General features: G+C 59.9%; 12 protein-coding genes. 8 read left to right on the top strand and 4 right to left on the bottom strand.

Annotation, left to right across the window (positions count from 1 at the left end):
• Nucleotides 1–323: 323 nt before the first annotated feature.
• A complete protein-coding gene (locus A6A03_RS08015; protein WP_066786078.1) occupies nucleotides 324–1,742 on the bottom strand; it encodes an aspartate ammonia-lyase in 1,419 nt (472 codons plus the stop codon).
• A 621-nt stretch (nucleotides 1,743–2,363) separates the two neighbouring features.
• On the opposite strand from A6A03_RS08015, the gene dnaE reads away from it, so the two are divergent.
• Nucleotides 2,364–6,158 carry a DNA polymerase III subunit alpha gene (gene dnaE, locus A6A03_RS08020; protein WP_066786081.1) on the top strand — a complete coding sequence of 1,265 codons (3,795 nt, stop codon included), beginning with the start codon at nucleotides 2,364–2,366 and terminating at the stop codon, nucleotides 6,156–6,158.
• Nucleotides 6,159–6,394: 236 nt separating this feature from the next.
• Here dnaE and A6A03_RS08025 read toward each other — a convergent pair whose 3' ends face one another.
• Complete coding sequence (locus A6A03_RS08025; protein WP_066786084.1) at nucleotides 6,395–7,624, bottom strand: hypothetical protein; 1,230 nt, start codon at nucleotides 7,622–7,624, stop codon at nucleotides 6,395–6,397.
• On the opposite strand from A6A03_RS08025, the gene A6A03_RS08030 reads away from it, so the two are divergent.
• The 4 genes from A6A03_RS08030 to A6A03_RS08045 all read left to right on the top strand — a co-directional run bounded on the left by A6A03_RS08030 (nucleotide 7,623) and on the right by A6A03_RS08045 (nucleotide 12,153).
• Entirely contained in the window at nucleotides 7,623–7,907 is a 285-nt protein-coding gene (locus A6A03_RS08030; protein ID WP_066786087.1) for a hypothetical protein, read from the top strand. The two genes, A6A03_RS08025 and A6A03_RS08030, sit on opposite strands and share 2 nt — an antisense overlap.
• 143 nt (nucleotides 7,908–8,050) lie before the next feature.
• Nucleotides 8,051–9,199 carry a hypothetical protein gene (locus A6A03_RS08035; RefSeq protein ID WP_066786094.1) on the top strand — a complete coding sequence of 383 codons (1,149 nt, stop codon included), beginning with the start codon at nucleotides 8,051–8,053 and terminating at the stop codon, nucleotides 9,197–9,199.
• Nucleotides 9,196–10,617, top strand: a complete 1,422-nt coding sequence (locus A6A03_RS08040; protein ID WP_066786097.1) for a KAP family P-loop NTPase fold protein — start codon at nucleotides 9,196–9,198, stop codon at nucleotides 10,615–10,617. Before A6A03_RS08035 ends, A6A03_RS08040 begins: the two co-directional genes overlap by 4 nt.
• 297 nt (nucleotides 10,618–10,914) lie before the next feature.
• Nucleotides 10,915–12,153, top strand: a complete 1,239-nt coding sequence (locus A6A03_RS08045) for a hypothetical protein (RefSeq protein ID WP_066786100.1) — start codon at nucleotides 10,915–10,917, stop codon at nucleotides 12,151–12,153.
• Between the two features lie 218 nt (nucleotides 12,154–12,371).
• Here the strand turns inward: A6A03_RS08045 and A6A03_RS08050 are convergent, their stop codons facing one another.
• Together A6A03_RS08050 and A6A03_RS08055 are read right to left on the bottom strand one after the other, a co-directional pair.
• Nucleotides 12,372–12,986, bottom strand: coding sequence for a superoxide dismutase (locus tag A6A03_RS08050; protein WP_066786103.1), 615 nt, complete (start codon nucleotides 12,984–12,986; stop codon nucleotides 12,372–12,374).
• 93 nt (nucleotides 12,987–13,079) lie between these two features.
• A complete protein-coding gene (locus A6A03_RS08055) occupies nucleotides 13,080–13,712 on the bottom strand; it encodes a helix-turn-helix transcriptional regulator (protein WP_066786111.1) in 633 nt (210 codons plus the stop codon).
• Between the two features lie 180 nt (nucleotides 13,713–13,892).
• Here A6A03_RS08055 and apbC point away from each other — a divergent pair, with 180 nt between their 5' ends.
• The 3 genes from apbC to htpG all read left to right on the top strand — a co-directional run bounded on the left by apbC (nucleotide 13,893) and on the right by htpG (nucleotide 18,602).
• Nucleotides 13,893–14,987 (top strand): iron-sulfur cluster carrier protein ApbC, encoded by a 1,095-nt coding sequence (gene apbC, locus A6A03_RS08060; protein ID WP_066786114.1) that lies wholly within the window; start codon nucleotides 13,893–13,895, stop codon nucleotides 14,985–14,987.
• A gap of 520 nt (nucleotides 14,988–15,507) precedes the next feature.
• Nucleotides 15,508–16,569, top strand: a complete 1,062-nt coding sequence (gene moaA / locus A6A03_RS08065) for a GTP 3',8-cyclase MoaA (RefSeq protein WP_066786115.1) — start codon at nucleotides 15,508–15,510, stop codon at nucleotides 16,567–16,569.
• A gap of 143 nt (nucleotides 16,570–16,712) precedes the next feature.
• A complete protein-coding gene (gene htpG / locus A6A03_RS08070) occupies nucleotides 16,713–18,602 on the top strand; it encodes a molecular chaperone HtpG (protein ID WP_066786118.1) in 1,890 nt (629 codons plus the stop codon).
• Nucleotides 18,603–19,112 lie beyond the last annotated feature (510 nt).

Raw genomic sequence — 19,112 nt, forward strand, 5'->3', positions numbered from 1 at the left:
CCGCAGAGATTCGTAACGCAAAGACGCCAAGAACGCAGAGGGCGCAAAGATCTGGGGGATGGCGATCATCCTCTGCGACCTCCGCGCCCTCTGCGGTACACTCCCCTCCCCCAGCGGGGGAGGGGTTGTGGGTGGGGGCAATCGGTATAGCGCAGAGAATCGCCACCATAAAGACGCAAACACTCCAAAGATGTTTTTGTGCTTCTTGTGTCTCTTTGTGGCTATTCCCCTCCCCCAGCGGGGGAGGGGTTGGGGGTAGGGGCCACATCCCCTAGCGGGAGAAGTAAACGTATCACACCCCCAACGGGATAGCCGGCCTCCCCTTAGCCTGCAGCGGCAATGCCCTGAATACCGCCTTCGGTCATCTTGTAGACATCGAGCAGCTCGTCAACCTGTTCGGCGGTGAGCAGGCCCTTTTCGACCACCACCTCTTTGATCGTCTTGCCGGTAGCCATCGCCTCTTTCGCCACCGCTGCACCATTTAGATAGCCGATCACCGGATTGAGCGCCGTGACCAGAATCGCATTCTTGGCCAGCCAGCCCGCCGCCTTCTCGCGATTGGCGGTGATGCCGACCACGCACTTGGTGGTAAAGGCGTTGATCGCGCCAATCAGCACATGCATCATCTCAAACAGATTGTGCGCGATGATCGGCATCATCACGTTCAACTCAAGCTGGCCGGCCTGCGCCGCCAGCGCCACCGTCAGATCACAACCCTGCACGTGGTAGCAAGCCATATTCAGCATCTCGGCCAGCACGGGGTTGACCTTGCCCGGCATGATCGACGACCCCGGCTGCACAGCAGGCAAGCGGATTTCATCGAGACCGGTGGCCGGGCCGGACGAGAGCAGGCGGAAGTCGTTGGCAATGCGACCCAGCGTAATGCAGAGCGTGCGCAGACTGGCCGAGAAGTCGGCGGGGTCGGCCATGCTCTGCATCGACTCGAACAGATTGCCCGACGAGCGCAGCTCATGGCCGGTCAGTTCGCTCAGCTTAGCCACCATGCGCGCATGGTATTCGGGGTGCGCATTGAGGCCAGTGCCGGTGGCGGTGCCGCCGATCCCCAACCGGCGCAAGCGGTCGGCAGCAACTGAGATCCGTTCCATATCGTTACGCACCGCCTTCGCATAGGCGCCGAACTCTTGGCCGAGCCGCACCGGGACGGCGTCTTGCAAGTGGGTACGGCCCGACTTCACCACATCATCGAACTCAACGGCCTTCGCCTCAAGCGCATCAGCTAGGTCGTCGATCGCCGCCAGCAGTTCGGGCAACCGCCACAGACACCCCAACCGGATCGCGGTCGGAATGGTGTCGTTGGTTGATTGGGCCATGTTCACGTGGTCGTTCGGGCTGACCGGCTTCTTGGGGTCGTCAAGGCTGTAGCCCAAAATCTGGTTCGCGCGGTTGGCCAGCACCTCGTTGACGTTCATGTTGTGCGAAGTACCGGCGCCGGCCTGAAACGGATCAACCACGAACTGGTCGGCATGCTGGCCGGCCAGCACCTCGTCGGCGGCTTGAATGATCGCATTAGCGATCTGCGGATCGAGCAGACCCAAATCGCGGTTGACCTCAGCCGCGGCCCGCTTGATCATCGTCTGCGCCCACACAAAAGCGCGGTAGGGACGCATCCCGCTCACCGGGAAGTTCAACACGGCCCGTTGCGTCTGCGCGCCATACAGCGCATCAGCCGGCACCTGCATCTCGCCTAACGAATCGCGTTCAATGCGGTAACGCTCAGCCATGAGTTCAGCTCCTTTCATGCGGCAGAGGCGCTCATTGCGCCCTGTTCGGCATGGGGCGGATCACATCACATCGCGATTGTATCATAGCCGCGCCCATCTGCGTGAGCACTCACCCTCCCATCCAGCAGCTCCCCCTCTCCCGCCGTCAGGTGGGAGAGGGGGTTGGGGGGTGAGGGCGCCCGCTCCCTCCCCCAGCGGGGGAGGGTTGGGGTGGGGGCATGATCTCCCTACACCGGCGAGCCGGACAGCCGTCCGTTTTTACATTCATTCCCTTCGCGCCCCTTCGCGTCCTCTGCGCCTTTGCCCCCTTTGCGCCTTTATGAGCCGGACAGCCCCATCCGGCTCTACTGCGCCTTTGCCCCCTTTGCGCCTTTATGAGCCGGACAGCCCCATCCGGCTGTTAAAAATCCCTTACAGTTTGATGAATCCGTGTTCGCAACCCGCCGCCGATATGCTATAATCAGACCAAACCACCGCGCCATCGGGCGCGATTTATGTCGATATAACACCAAAAAAACGACACCACACGCTTCCGTTCGGACAAATGTTTCAGGTTTAGATCGCCTGTTTGCCCTTGATCTCATCTGTCAAGTGTAAAGAGTTTTTTGACGCGAGCACACCATGCGCGACTTTGTTCACCTGCATGTCCATTCCGAATACAGCCTGCTCGATGGCTACGCCACCACCAAAGGCATCGCTCAGCGCGCCGCCGATTTGGGCATGGATAGCATTGCCCTCACCGACCACGGGGTGCTGTACGGCGCGATGGAGTTTTACGAGGCAGCCAAGAAAGCTGGCATCCGCCCGATCCTCGGCGTCGAAGCCTATATGGCTCCCGGTTCGCTCAGCGACCCAATGACCAAAGGGGCCAAGAACTATTTCCACCTGCTGCTGCTGGCCCAAAACGAAACCGGCTATCGCAATCTGGTCAAGCTCACCACCCGCGCCCACCTTGAAGGCATGGGCAAAGGCGTCTTCGCCCGCCCCCGCATCGACCGCAATCTGCTCGAAGCGCACCACGAGGGCCTGATCGTCACCTCGGCCTGTCTGGCCGGCGAGGTGTTGCACTATCTCAAGAGCGGCGATCGCCGCACCGCTGTCGAGACGGCGGCCTATTACCGCGATCTGCTCGGCCCCGACCGTTACTATATCGAGCTGCAACTGCACGATAATACGCCCGAACTCGAACCGCTCAACGATGAACTCGTGCGGATCGCCCGCGAACTCGGCATTCCCCTTGTCGCTACCAGCGATGCCCATTTCGTCCGCCCCGAAGATAAGGCTACCCAGCATAAGGTGATGGCGATGGGCATGAATATGACCTTCGCCGAGTTCTGCGCCCGCGAATACGCGATGGATGAAACCTACCACATTATGTCGGGCGAAGAGATGTGGGCGCGCTTTAAGCGGTACGGGACTGAGCCATTGGAAAATACCCGCCGCATCGCTGATATGGCCCGGCTGAAGCTGGAGTTTGGCCGCGTCCAGTTGCCGGTCTTCGAGCTGCCGGAAGGGCACGATGCCGCCTCGTACCTGCGCCTCGTCTGCGAAGAGGGGTTGATGCGCCGCTTTCACGGCCAGCCGCCCGAAGAGTACATGCGCCGCTTAGAGTATGAGCTGGACGTGATCAATAAGACTGGCTTCCCCGATTATATGTTGATCGTGTGGGATTACGTCAAGTTCGCTCGTTCGCGCGGCATCCCCTGCCTGCCCCGCGGTTCGGCTGGCGCGTCGCTCGTGCTCTACGCTCTCGGCATTACCGATGTCGATCCGGTCAAGAATAAGCTGCTCTTCGAGCGGTTTCTCTCACCCGAACGGCTCGAAATGCCTGATATCGATACCGACTTCGCCGATTCGCGCCGCCACGAGATTCTCGATTACATTGCCCAGAAGTATGGCCGCGAGAATGTGGCCCAGATTATCACCTACGGCACCCTCGGCGCCAAGGCGGCCATCCGCGATATGGGTCGCGTGCTCGGCCTCGATCCCGGCGAGGTTGACCGGGTGGCGAAGCTGATTCCGTCGCTGCCGGTGGGTACCACCATCGCGCAGGCGCTGGAGCGGGTGCCTGAATTGAAGCAGATCTACGAGACCCAACCCCACTTGCGCGAGTTGATCATCGAAGCGCAGAAGGTCGAAGGCCGCATGCGCTCGGTTGGCACCCATGCCTGTGGCGTGGTGGTCAGCCGCACCCCGCTCGAAGAGCTGGTGCCGCTCCAACGCACCACCAAAGACGAGAACGCGCTGATGGCGGCGTTCGAGGGGCCGACGCTGGCCAAGATGGGTCTGCTCAAGATGGATATTCTCGGTCTCACCAACTTGTCGGTGGTGGCCGAGGCGCTGAAGTATATCGAGCAGACGACCGGTCGTCGCATGTGGCTCGATGAGATTCCGCTCGATGATCCGAAGGTGTTTGAGGCGTTGGGCCGCGGCGAGACCAAGAATGTGTTCCAACTGGAATCAGCGGGGATGACCCGCTATCTCATGCAGTTGAAACCGACCCGCGTTGAAGACCTCTACGCCATGGTCGCGCTCTACCGGCCCGGCCCGCTCGAGCAGATTCCGGTCTATATCCAGAATAAGAATAATCCCTCCCAAATCCGCTATCTCCACCCGGTGCTTGAGCCGATTTTGTCCGATACCTACGGCGTGATCGTCTACCAAGAGCAGATTATGCAACTGCTCCAGACGGTGGCCGATTATACGCTCGGCCAAGCCTATATCGTGATTAAGGCCATTAGCAAAAAGAATAAAGAGCTGATGGCCGAAAACGAGGCGATCTTTAAACAGGGGTGCCAGCGCAAAGGCATTAGCAAAGAGGTCGCCGACCAGCTTTGGGAGCTGATCTTGCCCTTTGCCGGCTATTCGTTCAACCGCCCCCACGCGACCCTTTACGGCTTGCTCAGCTATCAGACGGCGTGGCTCAAGGTGAATTATCCGGTCGAGTATATGACCGCGGTGCTGACCGGGGCCGGCGGCGTGATTGAAGATGTGACCAAGGCCGCGCTTGAGGCGCGCCGGTTGGGGGTGGCGGTGCTGCCGCCCGATGTGAATCGTTCGCAGAAGGGCTTTACCATCGAGCCGCTGGCGCCGCCGCTGCCCCCCGGCGTCACTCATAACCGCGGCATTCGCTTCGGTCTGATGGCCATCAAGAACGTCGGCGAAGGGCCAGTCGAGGCGATTATCGCTGCCCGCGAGGCCGGCGGCCCGTTCCAATCGCTCGAAGACCTCTGCGCCCGCGTCGATCGCCACGCTCTCAACAAGCGCACGCTGGAAAGTTTGATCAAGGCCGGCGCACTCGACTCGCTGCCCGGCACTCGCCGCCAAAAGCTGGCCATCCTCGATCAGGCGGTGAACGCTGGCGTTGAAGCGCAGAAGGCGCGCGAAATCGGCCAGAGCAGCCTGTTCGATATCTTCGGCGAGAGCAGCACCAGCGGCCCGACCGTGGCCCGCATCCCAATGCCGCTCATCACCGAGACTCCCGCCGAGCAGAAAGAGGTGCTGCTGTGGGAGAAAGAGCTGCTGGGGCTGAATATTTCGGACGATCCGATCGCCAAGGCGCTGGAAGGGATTGACCTCAGCGGCGCTACCGAGCTTGGCTCAATCAACGAAGAGCTGATCGGCGAGACGCTGACCTTCGTCGGCGTGCTGAGCGGCGTGCGCCGGATTGCGACCAAGAAGGGTGATTCGATGCTGGTGGCGATGCTCGAAGACCTCACCGGCAGCATCGAGATCGTGGTCTTCCCCAAGGTGCTGGCGAAGTCCGCCGATCTGTTGCAGAACGATGCGGTGGTGCGGGTGACGGCGAAAGTTGATAACCGGCGCGATACACCGCAGTTGGTGGTTGAGAGTGTGGAAGCGCCGAGCACGATTGACGTCGCCGCTAGCGCGCAACCGGTCGAGATGGATCTGGAAGGGATGAGTGAGGAGCTGATCAGCGACATAGTGATCGAACTACCGGCGCCTGCACCTGCCGCGCAACCGGCGCCAGCCCCGGCGGTCGCTGCCGCCAGCGCGCCTGCCGCTGCCGTGCCTGCCGCTGCCCCGCCGCCGGCCAAACCGCCAGCCGTGCGCCCGCGCCAGCCGGTCAAGCTAGCCAGCAACGGCAATGGCAACGGGCATAGCAATGGCAACGGCCACGGGAAGACAGCCGAACCGGCCCGCGCCGATGGCCCGCCGGCGCGCAATCTGCGCATCTACTTGCCGCGCAGCAACGACTTCGACGCCGACGTTGCCTTAATGCAGCACATTCACAGCCTGCTCAGCGCCAGCCACGGCCACGATCAGGTCACGCTATACCTGCCCAACGGCGTCGGTATGGTCGTGCTGCAATCGCAACAAACCATCGAACTGTCAGACGCGCTGGTTAACGAATTGCGGCAGATCCTCGGCCACGAGCGGGTGTTGGCGGCATAAGCAAGTAAAGCCGCACGGCGGTGCGGCTCTCATCACGCACAGCGGTGCGGCTCACGCCGCAGAGGGGGCAAAGCCGCAGAGACCTTAAACGCAAAGACGCGAAGGACGCAGAGGGCGCCGAGATGTTAGGGTTGACAAAGCCTCTGCGTCCCCTGCGCCCCCAGCGGTAAAACTATCAACCTCTGCGCCCTGCGGTAAAACTACCCCCTGCGCGCCCTGCGGTAACGTGATCGCGGCTATCTGGCAACCACCGCAAACTCACCCACAAACGTCTGCTGCGAATGGTGGCTATACAACACCAGCGTATACGATCCCGCCGGCACATCGCGCAACGATAGCGTCCCGCTCACCCGGCCATCACCATCGGCCCGCACCGTTGTCACCGTCACCGGCGGCGCGCCATCCGGCGGGTTATACCAAATCCCCACTGGCTCGCCGGGAGCAAACCCAGCGGCGGCATAGGTTAGCGATTGCCCGGCCACTGTCACCTCAGGCGCGCGCCAATAGGACAATTCCGGGCCGGGGCCGATGGTAGTGCGCGGCACATTACTCCGCCCTCGCCCCCCTTCGGTCACGCCGTCGCGGTACGCCAAGCGGGCCAACCGGCCAATCGCAACCCCATTTGGCGCATCATCCCGCACCCGGAAACGGATGGTCATCCTCACCAGATCGCGGTTAGCCGCCAGCGGGCCGGTGCGGATCGTGATCAACCCCGGCTGCACCTCGCTCACCCACACCCCGGCCCGGCTCGGCGTCGCATCGAGCAAGATCAACGTATGCTCATCAAACGGCAACTCGATCGTCGCATCAAACACCGGCCCGCGGCCATAATTCTCCACCACCAGATCGAGCGTCACCACCTCGCCGGGTCGCGCCACATCATCCACCCGCTGCGCCACCACCAGCCGGGCCGGTTGCGCCCCGCGCGCCAGATCCACCGTGTACTGCACATCATCGATCAGCCACGTATCGCGCGTGCCGCTCACCTCAATTGTAGCGATGGTCTGGTTCGGCGGCGCAGTCAGCGTCACCCGATCAAGCCAGCCGGTAAAGGTATTCGGTTCAACCACCGCCGTCCCCAACACGACGCCGCCAGCCGCGAATGCAGTGAAGGTGAGCGGGTCTGAGGTGGATACTGCTGCGCTAAATGACATTACACCCTCTGGCAGCGCAATCTCGCCGGTACCGGAACCACTCACCCGCGCAAAACCGTTGCCATTCACCGCAAAAGCGCAGGTACCGCCAAAGTCAGGGCATGATTCTGGGAACGGTGCATTATAGCGCCCACTGCGCAGATCACCAAACCGCCAGCCAAATTGAAACACCAGCCCGCCGTAGGCATCGATCGATTGATTATCAGGAAACCCTTCAAAATCGAGGGTAAACGTTCGCTGCGATTGGGCAGCCGCCGCCGATACCGAAAGCAGCCACCAAACGATCAATACGATGGCAAGATAATGGCGCATGCAACCCTCCCTCGCAGCGGCGGCGGTTGCCTTTTATTATACGGGGCAGCGGCGGCTGCATGGATGGCAAATTTGTCAGGAACGGGACGCAAGAGATAACGGTTTTGCGAGTAATACGCTGCCCGCTCAGGCTGGCGCTTGGCTGGCCGCCGAGCAAGCTGTGGCGACGCTGATCGGCTCCCAATCTCGTCATCTCGTGGGCGCTGCCAAATTGGTTAATACCTTGTCGAGACCCGATCCCACCATACTGCTCAACTCGGCGGAAATTCCAGCGGTTGATTAGCAAATATGATACATCGTCTCAAGAATATTGATAGAAAATAAGTTATTACATTTGGATAATATTGTAATTTTAAGATATTGACAACAATACGTTCACAACATAAGCTAAGAACCATTCAACACCATGTGGTAAGGAGGTCGACGATGGCCGAGCCACAGTCTCAGACTAGTCGCACCAAATCCCTCTGGCCATTTTACCGTGAGGTGGATGGGTTAGAATTCTCCAACCACCAGAAAGCTCGAGACCGTTTTGATCAAATTCTGGCCGAAGGTCTTAGCCATTACACCGGTCCGCCCGATCTGTGGCACAACATTGCCATGACCGCGGGACGGGTCCAACATAACCAAGCCCAGCTCGCTTTTGTGGAAGAAGGGTTGCGCGAGTGGCCGAATAACGTTGATCTCTTATGTGATGCGCTCCAATACCGTTTCTCGATCCACTTCGATCAAGAACAAGCGCAACGGCTGTGGCAAACGCTTGCCAGCATGCCACGCGAGCAGACTGGACCATACTGGCGGTTTTGGGGGTATGGCGCAATTTACCATGCCACGACCCTGAACGATCCTGTCACGGCGCTGCAGTTGCTTGATGATGGCCTGCTTTTCGTCAAGCGCGACGGGTTAATGGATATCTTGCGCACCTACCGCCGCGTCTTGATCGACTCGGTGCCGTTGCGCACGCTCGACAGCATTGACCAGCTCGCCGCCTACCATCAAGAGGCCTTAGCCATCCTTGAGTCGCGCTACCGGATGGGCATCCAGCTTGGTATTGAGAATGCTTACGTCTTGGCGCAAGATCTCGCCCGGTTGTATCAGGAACGCGCTGGCGTCGAAGCAGACGAATCCACCCCAAAAGAGCCTGACACCTACCTCCGTAAGGCGCTGGAATACCTCGACCTCGCTGAAAAACTCTATACCGGCGATCCCAATCATCAGGTGTGGACTATTTATGTGCAGCGCGTTCGCATCCTGATGGCCCAACACAAATATGGTGAAGCACTCAAGATGTTGCGCAGCTTGCCGGAGCGTATGCGCGAGGGCGATCCATCACTAGCCACAATGTATAAACTTGCGGCGTACATGACCGGTGAGTCCATTGAAGAGGCAGCGGATCGGAGCGCAACCGTTGCTGGTCAGGCCGCGGAGAAGACCAAAGCAGAACATCTCGAAGAGGCCCTTCAGATCATCTTCGCCAATGAGGGAAGCCTACTGTTTGAAATCGCCAAGAATAATCCCGCAGTCGTTAACATCTTACGGCGAATTGTGCGTGCTTTGGATATGGAGAAGCGATGAAGAAACATCGGTACGTCGTACAACGCCCTTTTCTCCGTTTCGATCACCGCATCACCGATATCGATCATTTGGCTGATGATCTCCGCCGGTCTAGCCTTGCCAATATCATCGCCAATGACATTCTGAGTGAACGTCCACCCAGCGTGATCGGGGTGTACGGTGCGTGGGGATCAGGCAAGTCATACTTGCTCAGCCAAGTGATTCGCGAGTTGTTGGAGCGCAACCGGAAAGGCGGCAAACAACAGGCGATTGTCTGCGCCTTTAACCCGTGGCAATACGAGATGGAGCAGAATCTGGCGGCGGGTCTGATTAAAACCCTCGCCAATATCGAAAGCCAGTTCCCAGATCACCAGCAGGAAAAGGGTTATCAATTACATAACCCTTCCCTTGGCGGCAAAACCACCCATCGTTTGATCGCTTCATATTTAATCGACCTTCTGATCGAGGTTTCACCGCTCGTGGTTCCGGGTGGTGGTGTTGCGGCAGCGGCAGGCAAAGCGATTCGCTCAGCAACAACCACATTTCAACAGACCAAAGATCAACGCGCGCAACCCCTGCTGATCGATGAGGTGAAGGGTAAGATGGCCGAGTTGGTCGAGGCCATTCTGGACAGCGCGCACGAAGCTGATGCAACGAAGCAGAAACAATACCGGCTGGTTATCTTCATTGACGATCTTGACCGCTGTTCGCCCGAACAGATGGTGCGTATGTTTGAATGGCTAAAGGTGCATATGCTGGTGGAAGGATGCACCTACGTGCTGGCGCTGGATCACATCGCCGCTGCCCGCGCGATTGTGGGCCGCTACCGTGAGTACTTAGGCGAGGATCAAGATCTTGCCTATGGGTTGCGCTATCTGGAAAAGTTGATCGAGGTGGAGTACGAATTAGGCATTGCGCGCGACGTCGAGCAGATGGCCATCCGGCAAGTGCATTATCCGCATAAAGTGCCGTACCGTAGAGTCAGTGAAATGGCCCAGCAGTTACGTGGCGGCGATTTCCCCGGCGTGCAGCACATTGATCAATTACTGTCGCTGCGCTCGCTGCTCGTGCCACGCACCATGCTCAAAATTGTGAACCGGTTTAAGCGGGTGATGGAATTTCTCAGGGAGCATCCACTGGCAAACCAATTGCCTGAGTCGTATCCGTTCTGGGTATTGTTCTTGATTGCTATGTACTACCGGCTCAACCCGGACCATCTTGATGATTTCGTGCGCGGACGCGGCACGATTTATGAACTGATGAAGAATCCGGGATCGGTGCAATCAGGTCAATGGGGAAACGGCCCATTTCGCGAATTTTGCCAGTATGCCGATCGTTTCGGTGCATCGGCTGGGTCAAGCTTACAAATACTTCGGGTAGAACATCTCCTTGTCTTAGCGTCGATTGTCCGCGAAAGCACCTTTGACGGTCGGTTGTGAACGATCAGCAATAGCTCTTGGCATATCACAGCACCCATATGCTCTGGCAGGATTGAGCACATGGGTGCCGATGCTTTCCACACTGCATATCCATCTACTATCCTGAAAATTCCCCATTCCCTCTCGCCCCGCGCAATGCTATAGTAGCAGTACGATCTGTCTGCCGGCAGTGCAACCTCTCTGCAGATAGTGCGTACATGCATTCAAGCTATCAGGCTGCGCGAATCACATTCCCAAAATCGTTTGTCGTCTTAAATGGGAAAGACGGCAGGAAAGCGCTCGTTGTAGGGAGGCCGTATGTTGCTCGCTCACCGGTACTGGTTCGTCGCCCTTGTCGGTCTGCTCATCGTTGCCCTCACCGCGTGCGGCGGCGGCAACGCCGCGCCGACCGCCACCCCCACCCAAGCCGCTGCCGCACCCACCCGCACCCCTCGCCCCACCCGCCCGCCGGAGCCGACCGCCACACCTCGCCCGTCGCCGACCGTGGCGTCAACCCAAAGCGGCCAGTTGGCGCTGGTCGATATTGGCCCGCTCGCAACCTACCGCCACGCGAGCGGTGTGTTTCGCATTGATGTGCCCAACAACTGGACGCTGCAAGACAATAGTTCGCCCGATGAGCTGTTGCTGATCTGGACTGACCCGACCGGCAATGGCGCGATCTTGGTCAATATCTTCGAGGACAGCCGCAGCTTCACTGATAGCCAATTGGTTGATCTGCTCAATACCTTCCTCGAAGATCGCTTTGGCAATCAGCCCGACTTTCTCTACGAAGATCCGCGCCCCCAGAATGATGGCAGCCAACTGGTGGTGTGGTCGTATACCGCAACCGCCGGCAACAACATCAAAGCCACCATGCTCGGCAACAGCTTTGTCGAACAGCGCGGCAACAAGATCTCGATCCTGACCACGCTCGTGCCGGATGAGCAGTTTGACACCTTGCGCAGCCAGACCGACAAAATCATCAATACGTATGCCATCGACTCCAGCGCCGCGCTCGGCGGCGGTACCACTATCGGCGGTGGCAATACCAGTGGCGGCGGTCTGGCGCCGGTTGAGATCGGCCAGTTGCGCACCTATTCGCACCCGTCGGGGGTGTTCAGCCTCGATCTGCCAGTCAACTGGACGCTCACCGACAATAGCCGGCCCGGCGAGCTGATTCTCGTCTGGACCGATCCGTCGAACAATGCCGCGATTATTGTGGATGTGCTCGAAGACCGCACGCAGTATAGCAATGATCAATTGGTCGATAAGCTGGTTACCTTCCTCAAAAACTCATTCGGCAACCAGCCCGACTTCTTCTACGAAGACCCCCTCCCGCAGAACGATGGCAGCATTCTGATCGTCTGGGGATACACCTCAACCGCCTCAAATAACATACAGGCGTCAATGCTGGGCAACAGCTTCATCGAACAGCGCGGCAATAAAGTGGCCGTATTGACCACCCTCGTGCCGGAAGATCAGTTTGATACGCTGATCGACAAGACCAACGAGATCATCAACACCTACCGGATTAATCCGGACGCGCGGGTGCCGTAGCGCATATTCAGCCCTCTGTTCCCAAATGGCAGGAACAGAGGGCTCGATTGGTTGATTGCGCTCAACCTTGCTCTGACCACGAAGGAGGGAAAAAACGTGCGGCAGCCAAGCTGCCGCACGCTCCGCAACCCTCATTGGCTTAGGCCTTCACCGCTGCGTTGTGCGGCAGGTAAACCGCCGCGCTCCAGAGCTTATTGCTCTCCGCAACCCGCACTGGCTTAGGCCTTCGCCGCCGCGTAATGCTCGGCCACCTTCGCCCAATTCACCACGTTCCACCACGCATCGACGTAGGCGGCCCGCTTGTACTGGTACTTCAGATAGTAGGCGTGCTCCCAGACATCGATACCGAGGATAGCCGTCTTGCCCTCCATCAGCGGGTTGTCTTGGTTCGGCGTGCTCATAATGCTCAGGCTGCCGTCTTTCCCGGCGATCAGCCATGCCCACCCCGAACCAAAGCGGCCCAGCGCTGCCGCCTTGAACTTCTCTTTGAAGGCATCGAAGCTGCCGAAGGCAGCGTCAATCGCCGCGGCCAGCTCGCCTTCCGGCGCGCCGCCGGCGTTCGGCCCCATAATCTCCCAGAAGAAGGTGTGGTTCCAATGCCCGCCGCCGTTGTTGCGCACCGCAGTGCGAATGGCTTCGGGAATGGCTTCCAAATTGCTCAGCAGCTCTTCGATCGTCTTGTCCTGCAAATCGGGGTAGTTGGCCAGCGCGTTGTTCAGGTTGGTGACGTAGGTCTGATGGTGATTATCGTGGTGATAATGCATCGTCGCTTCGTCAATGTACGGCTCAAGCGCGTTGTAGTCGTAAGGCAACGGCGGAACTTCAAACGGCATGCGTAACCTCCGAGACGTTTTCAAACAATGACGGCCACCATTGGCCGTCAGCTTAGGCGCACTTCTATTGTACCGCGAATTATCAAACGAATGCTACGCCGGAATACGATAGCGGCAGCAATGCCCGCCTTCGGCAATCGTCATATCACGCTTGATCGTCGTAGCCAGCAAATCTTCGTAGAGGCGCAGTTCTTGATCGCAAATCTGCGGGTAACGGCGCGCAACGCAATCGAATGGGCAATTGTACTGCGTCATGAGCAGATCGCCATTATCAAGCTGCTCGCACTCGCACATATAGCCCTGCGCGGCTAGCGTATCGGCCAGTACCGTCACTTGCGCCGCCCGCGACTTGCCGGCCAATTTGGGCGCGAGATCGGCGCTTAACGTCTTGCGCCGTTGCTCAAGCACCTCGCTCACCGCCGTATCGCCGCCAACCGCCGCAACACTCTCGATCAACTCGCACACCAGCCGTTCGTAATGCTTGGGGAAGAACGTCTCTGCCCGCTCGGTAAGCGCATACAGATGCGCTGGCCGGCCAACGTTCCGGCGCAAGCCGCAAATGTAGACCAACCCTTCCCGCTCAAGCGCGGTCAAGTGCTGGCGAATGCCAACCGCGCCAATTTCGAGCGCGGCGCTCAATTCAACGGCGCTCATCTCTCCGTGCCGGCGCAACAATTGCAAGATGCTGCGCCGCGTCGCCCCTTGTTCTCTGCGCTCAACTTTCATGGCCGGCGTCACCACTTTATGTATATAATCCTATCGATATGGTCTTATGGTGAGTATATCAATCGCGCTATGGCCTGTCAAGGAAGACGCACGAATTTCGCTACTTTAGTAACATCATTCTTTCTTAATTCTCTGGTATAATGCTAAGAGACACGCAGTTAGGTTGGATGGAGTAGAGGCATGGGTCTCTTTTCTGGCAAGCAGCCGGCACAGGTGACGGAAGAGCAGATTTTGGCCGCGTTGCGGCAGGTGCAAGAGCCAGAGTTGGGCGGCGATCTGGTGTCTCGCCAAATGGTGAAGCATGTTGCGATTTGTGATGGGATTGTCCGCTGTACGATTGAGTTGACAACCCCGGCCTGCCCGCTCAAAGATCAGATCCGCGATGAGGTGGTCGCTGCGGTGAGCGCCGTTCCCGGCGTGAAAGAGGTCAATGTCGATTTCACCGCGAATGTGCGCCGGCCCGCCGGTATTCCTGAGCAGTCGGCCATTCCCGGTGTGGCCAATGTGATTGCGGTGGCCGCCGGCAAAGGCGGGGTCGGCAAGAGCACGGTGGCGGCGAATCTGGCGGTGGCGCTGGCCCAAATGGGGGCGCAGGTCGGTCTGCTCGACGCCGATGTCTTCGGGCCGAGTTTGCCGTTGATGTTGGGAGTGCGCGGCCAGCCGACCGCCGTCAGTGATGCCAACGGCCAGCCGATGATGCTGCCGCTGAACAATCACGGCATCAAGGTGATGTCGGTCGGCTTTTTGATCGATGAGTCGCAGCCGGTGATTTGGCGCGGGCCGATGGTCAGCCAATTGCTGCGCCAGTTCCTCTATCAGGTGGCATGGGCGCCGCTCGATTACTTGATTATCGATATGCCCCCCGGTACCGGCGATGTGGCCCTGACCCTTGCCCAAAGCCTGCCGCTGACCGGCGCGCTGATCGTGACCACCCCCCAGCAGGTGGCGACGATCGATGTGATCAAGGCGATGGAGATGTTCCGCAAGGTGAATGTGCCGCTGCTCGGCGTGGTCGAGAATATGGCCTATTTCATCGCGCCCGATACCGGCAAGCGTTACGACATCTTTGGCAGCGGCGGCGCCGAACGGCTGGCGCGCCAACTGGGGGTGCCGGTGCTCGGCCAGATTCCGCTCGGCATGAGCGTGCGCGAGGGTGGCGATACCGGCCAGCCTGCGGTGATCAGCGACGCACCCGATGCCTACGCCGGCATCTTCCGCGAACTCGCCCGCCAAGTCGCTGCCCGCATTTCGGTGTTGCAGTACGCATCGGTATGAGGCTATGACCAAGCCTTAGCGCGTAGTATCCCCCCTCCCCCAGCGGGGGAGGGGCCGGGGGTGGGGACTAACCGCCCCCAGCGGGGTTGAGAGAAGGCGAGAACGTTTGATCGAGCACAAGTTGATCGCTGTGCGATGCCTTAAAGCCCGGCGCTCCGCTCCCCTCTCCCGCCGTTAAGGTGGGAGAGGGGCTGGGGGTGAGGGCCAGCAGCCCGCGCAGCGGGCTTCGTAACCATAGCCCGGCCCTTCAGGGCCGGGGGCCGGATCAAACCTTCTGTCCCCCCTCCCCCAGCGGGGGAGGGCCGGGGTGAGGGCCACACGGGGCGCGGGCCGCTGGCCCGCCTATCAGTAGTGCTATTGCCCCACTCACCGGGACTCGCCTCCCCCCTCCCCCAGCGGGGGAGGGGCCGGGGGTGGGGGCAACCCTCCCCCGCTGGGGAGGGCTGAGGTGGGGGCAATGGTATTCACATCCTTTTTGGCTGTCCGTTGCGTCGTTGCGTGTTCACGATGAGGTGTATGCATGGCCGCTCAGCCGCTCTCCGGCACAATTCCGATCACCTTCTACGAACCGTCCCGCCATCCTCGCTACGCCACCGACACCCCCGCTCTTGACCAGTATGGCCGCCGGATCGACTATCTGCGCGTCTCGCTTACCGACCGCTGCAATATGCGCTGCGTCTATTGCATGCCCGCGGTCGGCATGCAGTTCGCCCCCCGCCCTGAATTGCTCACCAACGATGAATTGCTGCTCGTGATGCGCGCCGCCGCCCGCGCCGGTTTCCGCAAGTTGCGCCTGACCGGCGGCGAACCGACTCTGCGCCACGATCTGATCAATCTGGTGCGCGAACTGAAACGGATTCCCGGGATTGAGCATATCGCAATGACCACCAACGCTCTGCGCTTGCGCAAGCTGGCCCAACCGCTGCGCGAAGCGGGGTTGGATCGCGTCAACATTAGCATTGATACGCTCGATCCGGTGAAGTTTCGTATGATGACCCGCGGCGGTAGGCTCGATGAGGTGTGGGCCGGTATTGAGGCGGCGGACGCCGCCGGTCTGCATCCGATCAAGCTAAACGCGGTGGTGGTGCGCGGGATGAATGACGAAGAGGTGGTGCGGCTGGCCGGCCTGACCCTCGACCGGCCATGGGAGTTTCGCTTTATCGAGGTGATGCCGCTCACCGGGGTGGCGGGGTTGGCTGAAGAGGGGATTGTCACCAGCGCCGAGTTGATTGCTCGCCTCGAACAGCACTACGGCCCGCTGGAAGAGATTGGCCATGCGCCGAGTGACCCGGCCCGCACCTACCGCTTGCCCGGCGCCAAGGGGGTGATCGGCTTTATTTCGAGCGTGAGCGATCCTTTCTGTTCGACCTGCAACCGCATGCGCCTCACCGCCGATGGCCGCCTGCACCTGTGCCTCTTGCGCGACGATGAGGTTGATCTGCGCGCCGCTGTGCGCAACGGCGCCACCGTGGAAGAGATCGAGCAGATTATTCGCCACGCCGTCTACATCAAACCGTGGGGCCACGGCCTCCCCGAAGGCGTGAAACCAACTCTGCGCGGGATGTCGGAATTGGGCGGCTGAGCGGGCCGATTTCCAACATCTCTCTAACGATCAAACGCCGGCTGAGTGATTACAATGCATGGTAGTGCATTGGGTGTTGTGCGCTTGGCGTTGTTTTCGCTTGCCAATGCGCTTGCATCGCTCAGGAATAGCGAGGGAGGTCTATGACAACCGAACCGTTGACCGAAACTGGCCGGCAATCCCATACCTTTAAGGCCGAAGTGCAGCAGGTGCTGTACATTCTTGCCCATTCGCTCTATACCGACCGCGAAATCTTTTTGCGCGAACTGATCTCGAACGCTTCCGACGCCATTAACCGGGTGCAGTTCGAGATGCTCACCAACCGCGAGGTGCGCAACCCTGAACTCGAACCGCAAATTACGATTGAGGTCAACAAAGAGGCGCGCACCCTCTCGATCAGCGATACCGGCATCGGGATGACTGCCGAAGAGATGGTCGAGCATCTCGGCACGATTGCCCAGTCGGCGGCGCGCGCGTTTGTGAAACAGGCCGGCGAAGGGGCCAAGCAGACGGTGAGCGAGATTATTGGCCAGTTTGGCGTCGGCTTCTACTCGGTGTTTATGGTCGCCGATAAGGTGACGGTCGTGTCGCAGTCGTACCGGCCCGATGCGCCGGCGGCGATGTGGGAATCGAGCGGCGGCGATAGCTTTACCGTCGGCCCCGCCGAGCGCGCCCAACGCGGCACCACGATTACCCTCCATCTTAAAGAGGACGCGACCGAGTTCGCTGATCCGTGGCGGATCGAGCAGATTGTCCGCCGCCACTCGAACTATGTCGCCTTCCCGATTATGCTCGATGGCCGCCAGATCAATGCCCGCACCGCGATCTGGCGCAAAGCGCCGCGCGAGGTCACGACCGAGGAATATCACGACCACTATCGCCAACTGACCCTCGATAGCCAGCCGCCGCTGAGCTATCTCCACATCTCGACCGACGCGCCGGTTGATCTGCACGCAATTCTCTACATTCCATCCCGCCGCGAGCGTGGTATCCTCGAACGGCGGATCGAGGGCCAGATTAAGCTCTATTCGCGCAAGGTGTTGATCCTCGAAGAGGCGAAGGATCTGTTGCCGGCCCACTTCCGCTTTATCGAGGGTGTGGTTGACAGCGAAGACCTGCCGCTCAACGTATCGCGCGAGAGTGTCCAGAGCGGCACGGCTGGCGGCTCGCCGGTGATGCAGCGCCTGCGCAAGACGCTCACCGCGCGTCTGAATAAAGAGCTGAACGAGCTGGCCGAACACGATCCCGAAAAGTATCGCACCTTCTGGCAAGAGTTTGGCCCCTTTATCAAAGAGGGCATCGCTACCGATTACGAGCACCGCAATGATCTGCTGAAGCTGCTGCGCGTGCAGACGACCAAGAGCGGCGAGGAGTGGATCACGCTGGCCACGTACAAAGAGCGCATGGTACCCGGCCAGAAGGAGATTTATTACCTGATGGCGGCCAGCCGCGAGGCGGCGCTGAGCAGTCCGCACCTTGATCCGCTGCGCGCGCGCGACATCGAGGTCATTCTCTTCACCGACCTGATGGACGGCTTTATGCTGTCGGGGTTGCGCGAGTACGATGGCTTGCGCCTGCGCAACATTGACGAGGGTGAGCTTGATTTGCCCGGTGAGGTGGAACGGCCCGCGCCGGCGATTGACGATGCCCAATTCACCGCGCTGGCCGAACGGATCGCGGCAACCTTGGGCGAGCGGCTGAAAGAGGTGCGCGCCTCGAAGGTGCTGCGCGACAGTCCGGCCCGCTTGGTCGCCGATGAGGCGGCGTTTGGCCGCGAGATGCAGCGCATCCAGCAGATTCTGGGTCACGAGGTGCAAACCGGGCCGCGCATCTTGGAGCTCAACCCGGCTCACCCCTTGATCGCCGCGCTGGCCCGCCGCGCTGCCGCCGATCCCAACGACCCGCTGATCCCGCTGGCCGCCGAGCAGCTCTACGACAATGCACTGCTGATCGAGGGATTGCACCGCGACCCGGCAGCTATGGCGCCGCGCATCTTGCGGCTGCTTGAACTCGCCGCCAACGCCGAGCGGTAGCCGCAGAGGACGCAAGGGATTGTAAACGCAGAGGCGCAGAGAACGCTAAGGTCGCAGAGGGTGGTTGAAATGGGGGACTCGAGTACAGCCGTACTCTAGCCCCCACCACAACCAACCCTTTGCGCTCTCTGCGCCCTTTGCGCCTTTGCGTTAAACTCTTAGCGCTCTCTGCGCCCTTTGCGTCTTTGCGTTAGCAGAGGCGCAGAGAACGCTAAGGTCGCAGAGGGTGGTTGAAATGGGGGACTCTAGTACAGCCGTACTCTAGCCCCCCCACCACAACCAACCCTTTGCGCTCTCTGCGCCCTTTGCGCCTTTGCGTTAAACCCTTCGCACTCTCCGCGCCCTTTGCGTCTTTGCGTTAGCAGAGGCGCAGAGAACGCTAAGGTCGCAGAGGGTGGTTGAAATGGGGGGATCTAGTACAGCCGTACTCTAGCCCCCCACCACAACCAACCCTTTGCGCTCTCTGCGCCCTTTGCGCCTTTGCGTTAAACCCTTCGCACTCTCCGCGCC

Source organism: Chloroflexus islandicus, from assembly GCF_001650695.1.
Lineage (GTDB): Bacteria > Chloroflexota > Chloroflexia > Chloroflexales > Chloroflexaceae > Chloroflexus > Chloroflexus islandicus.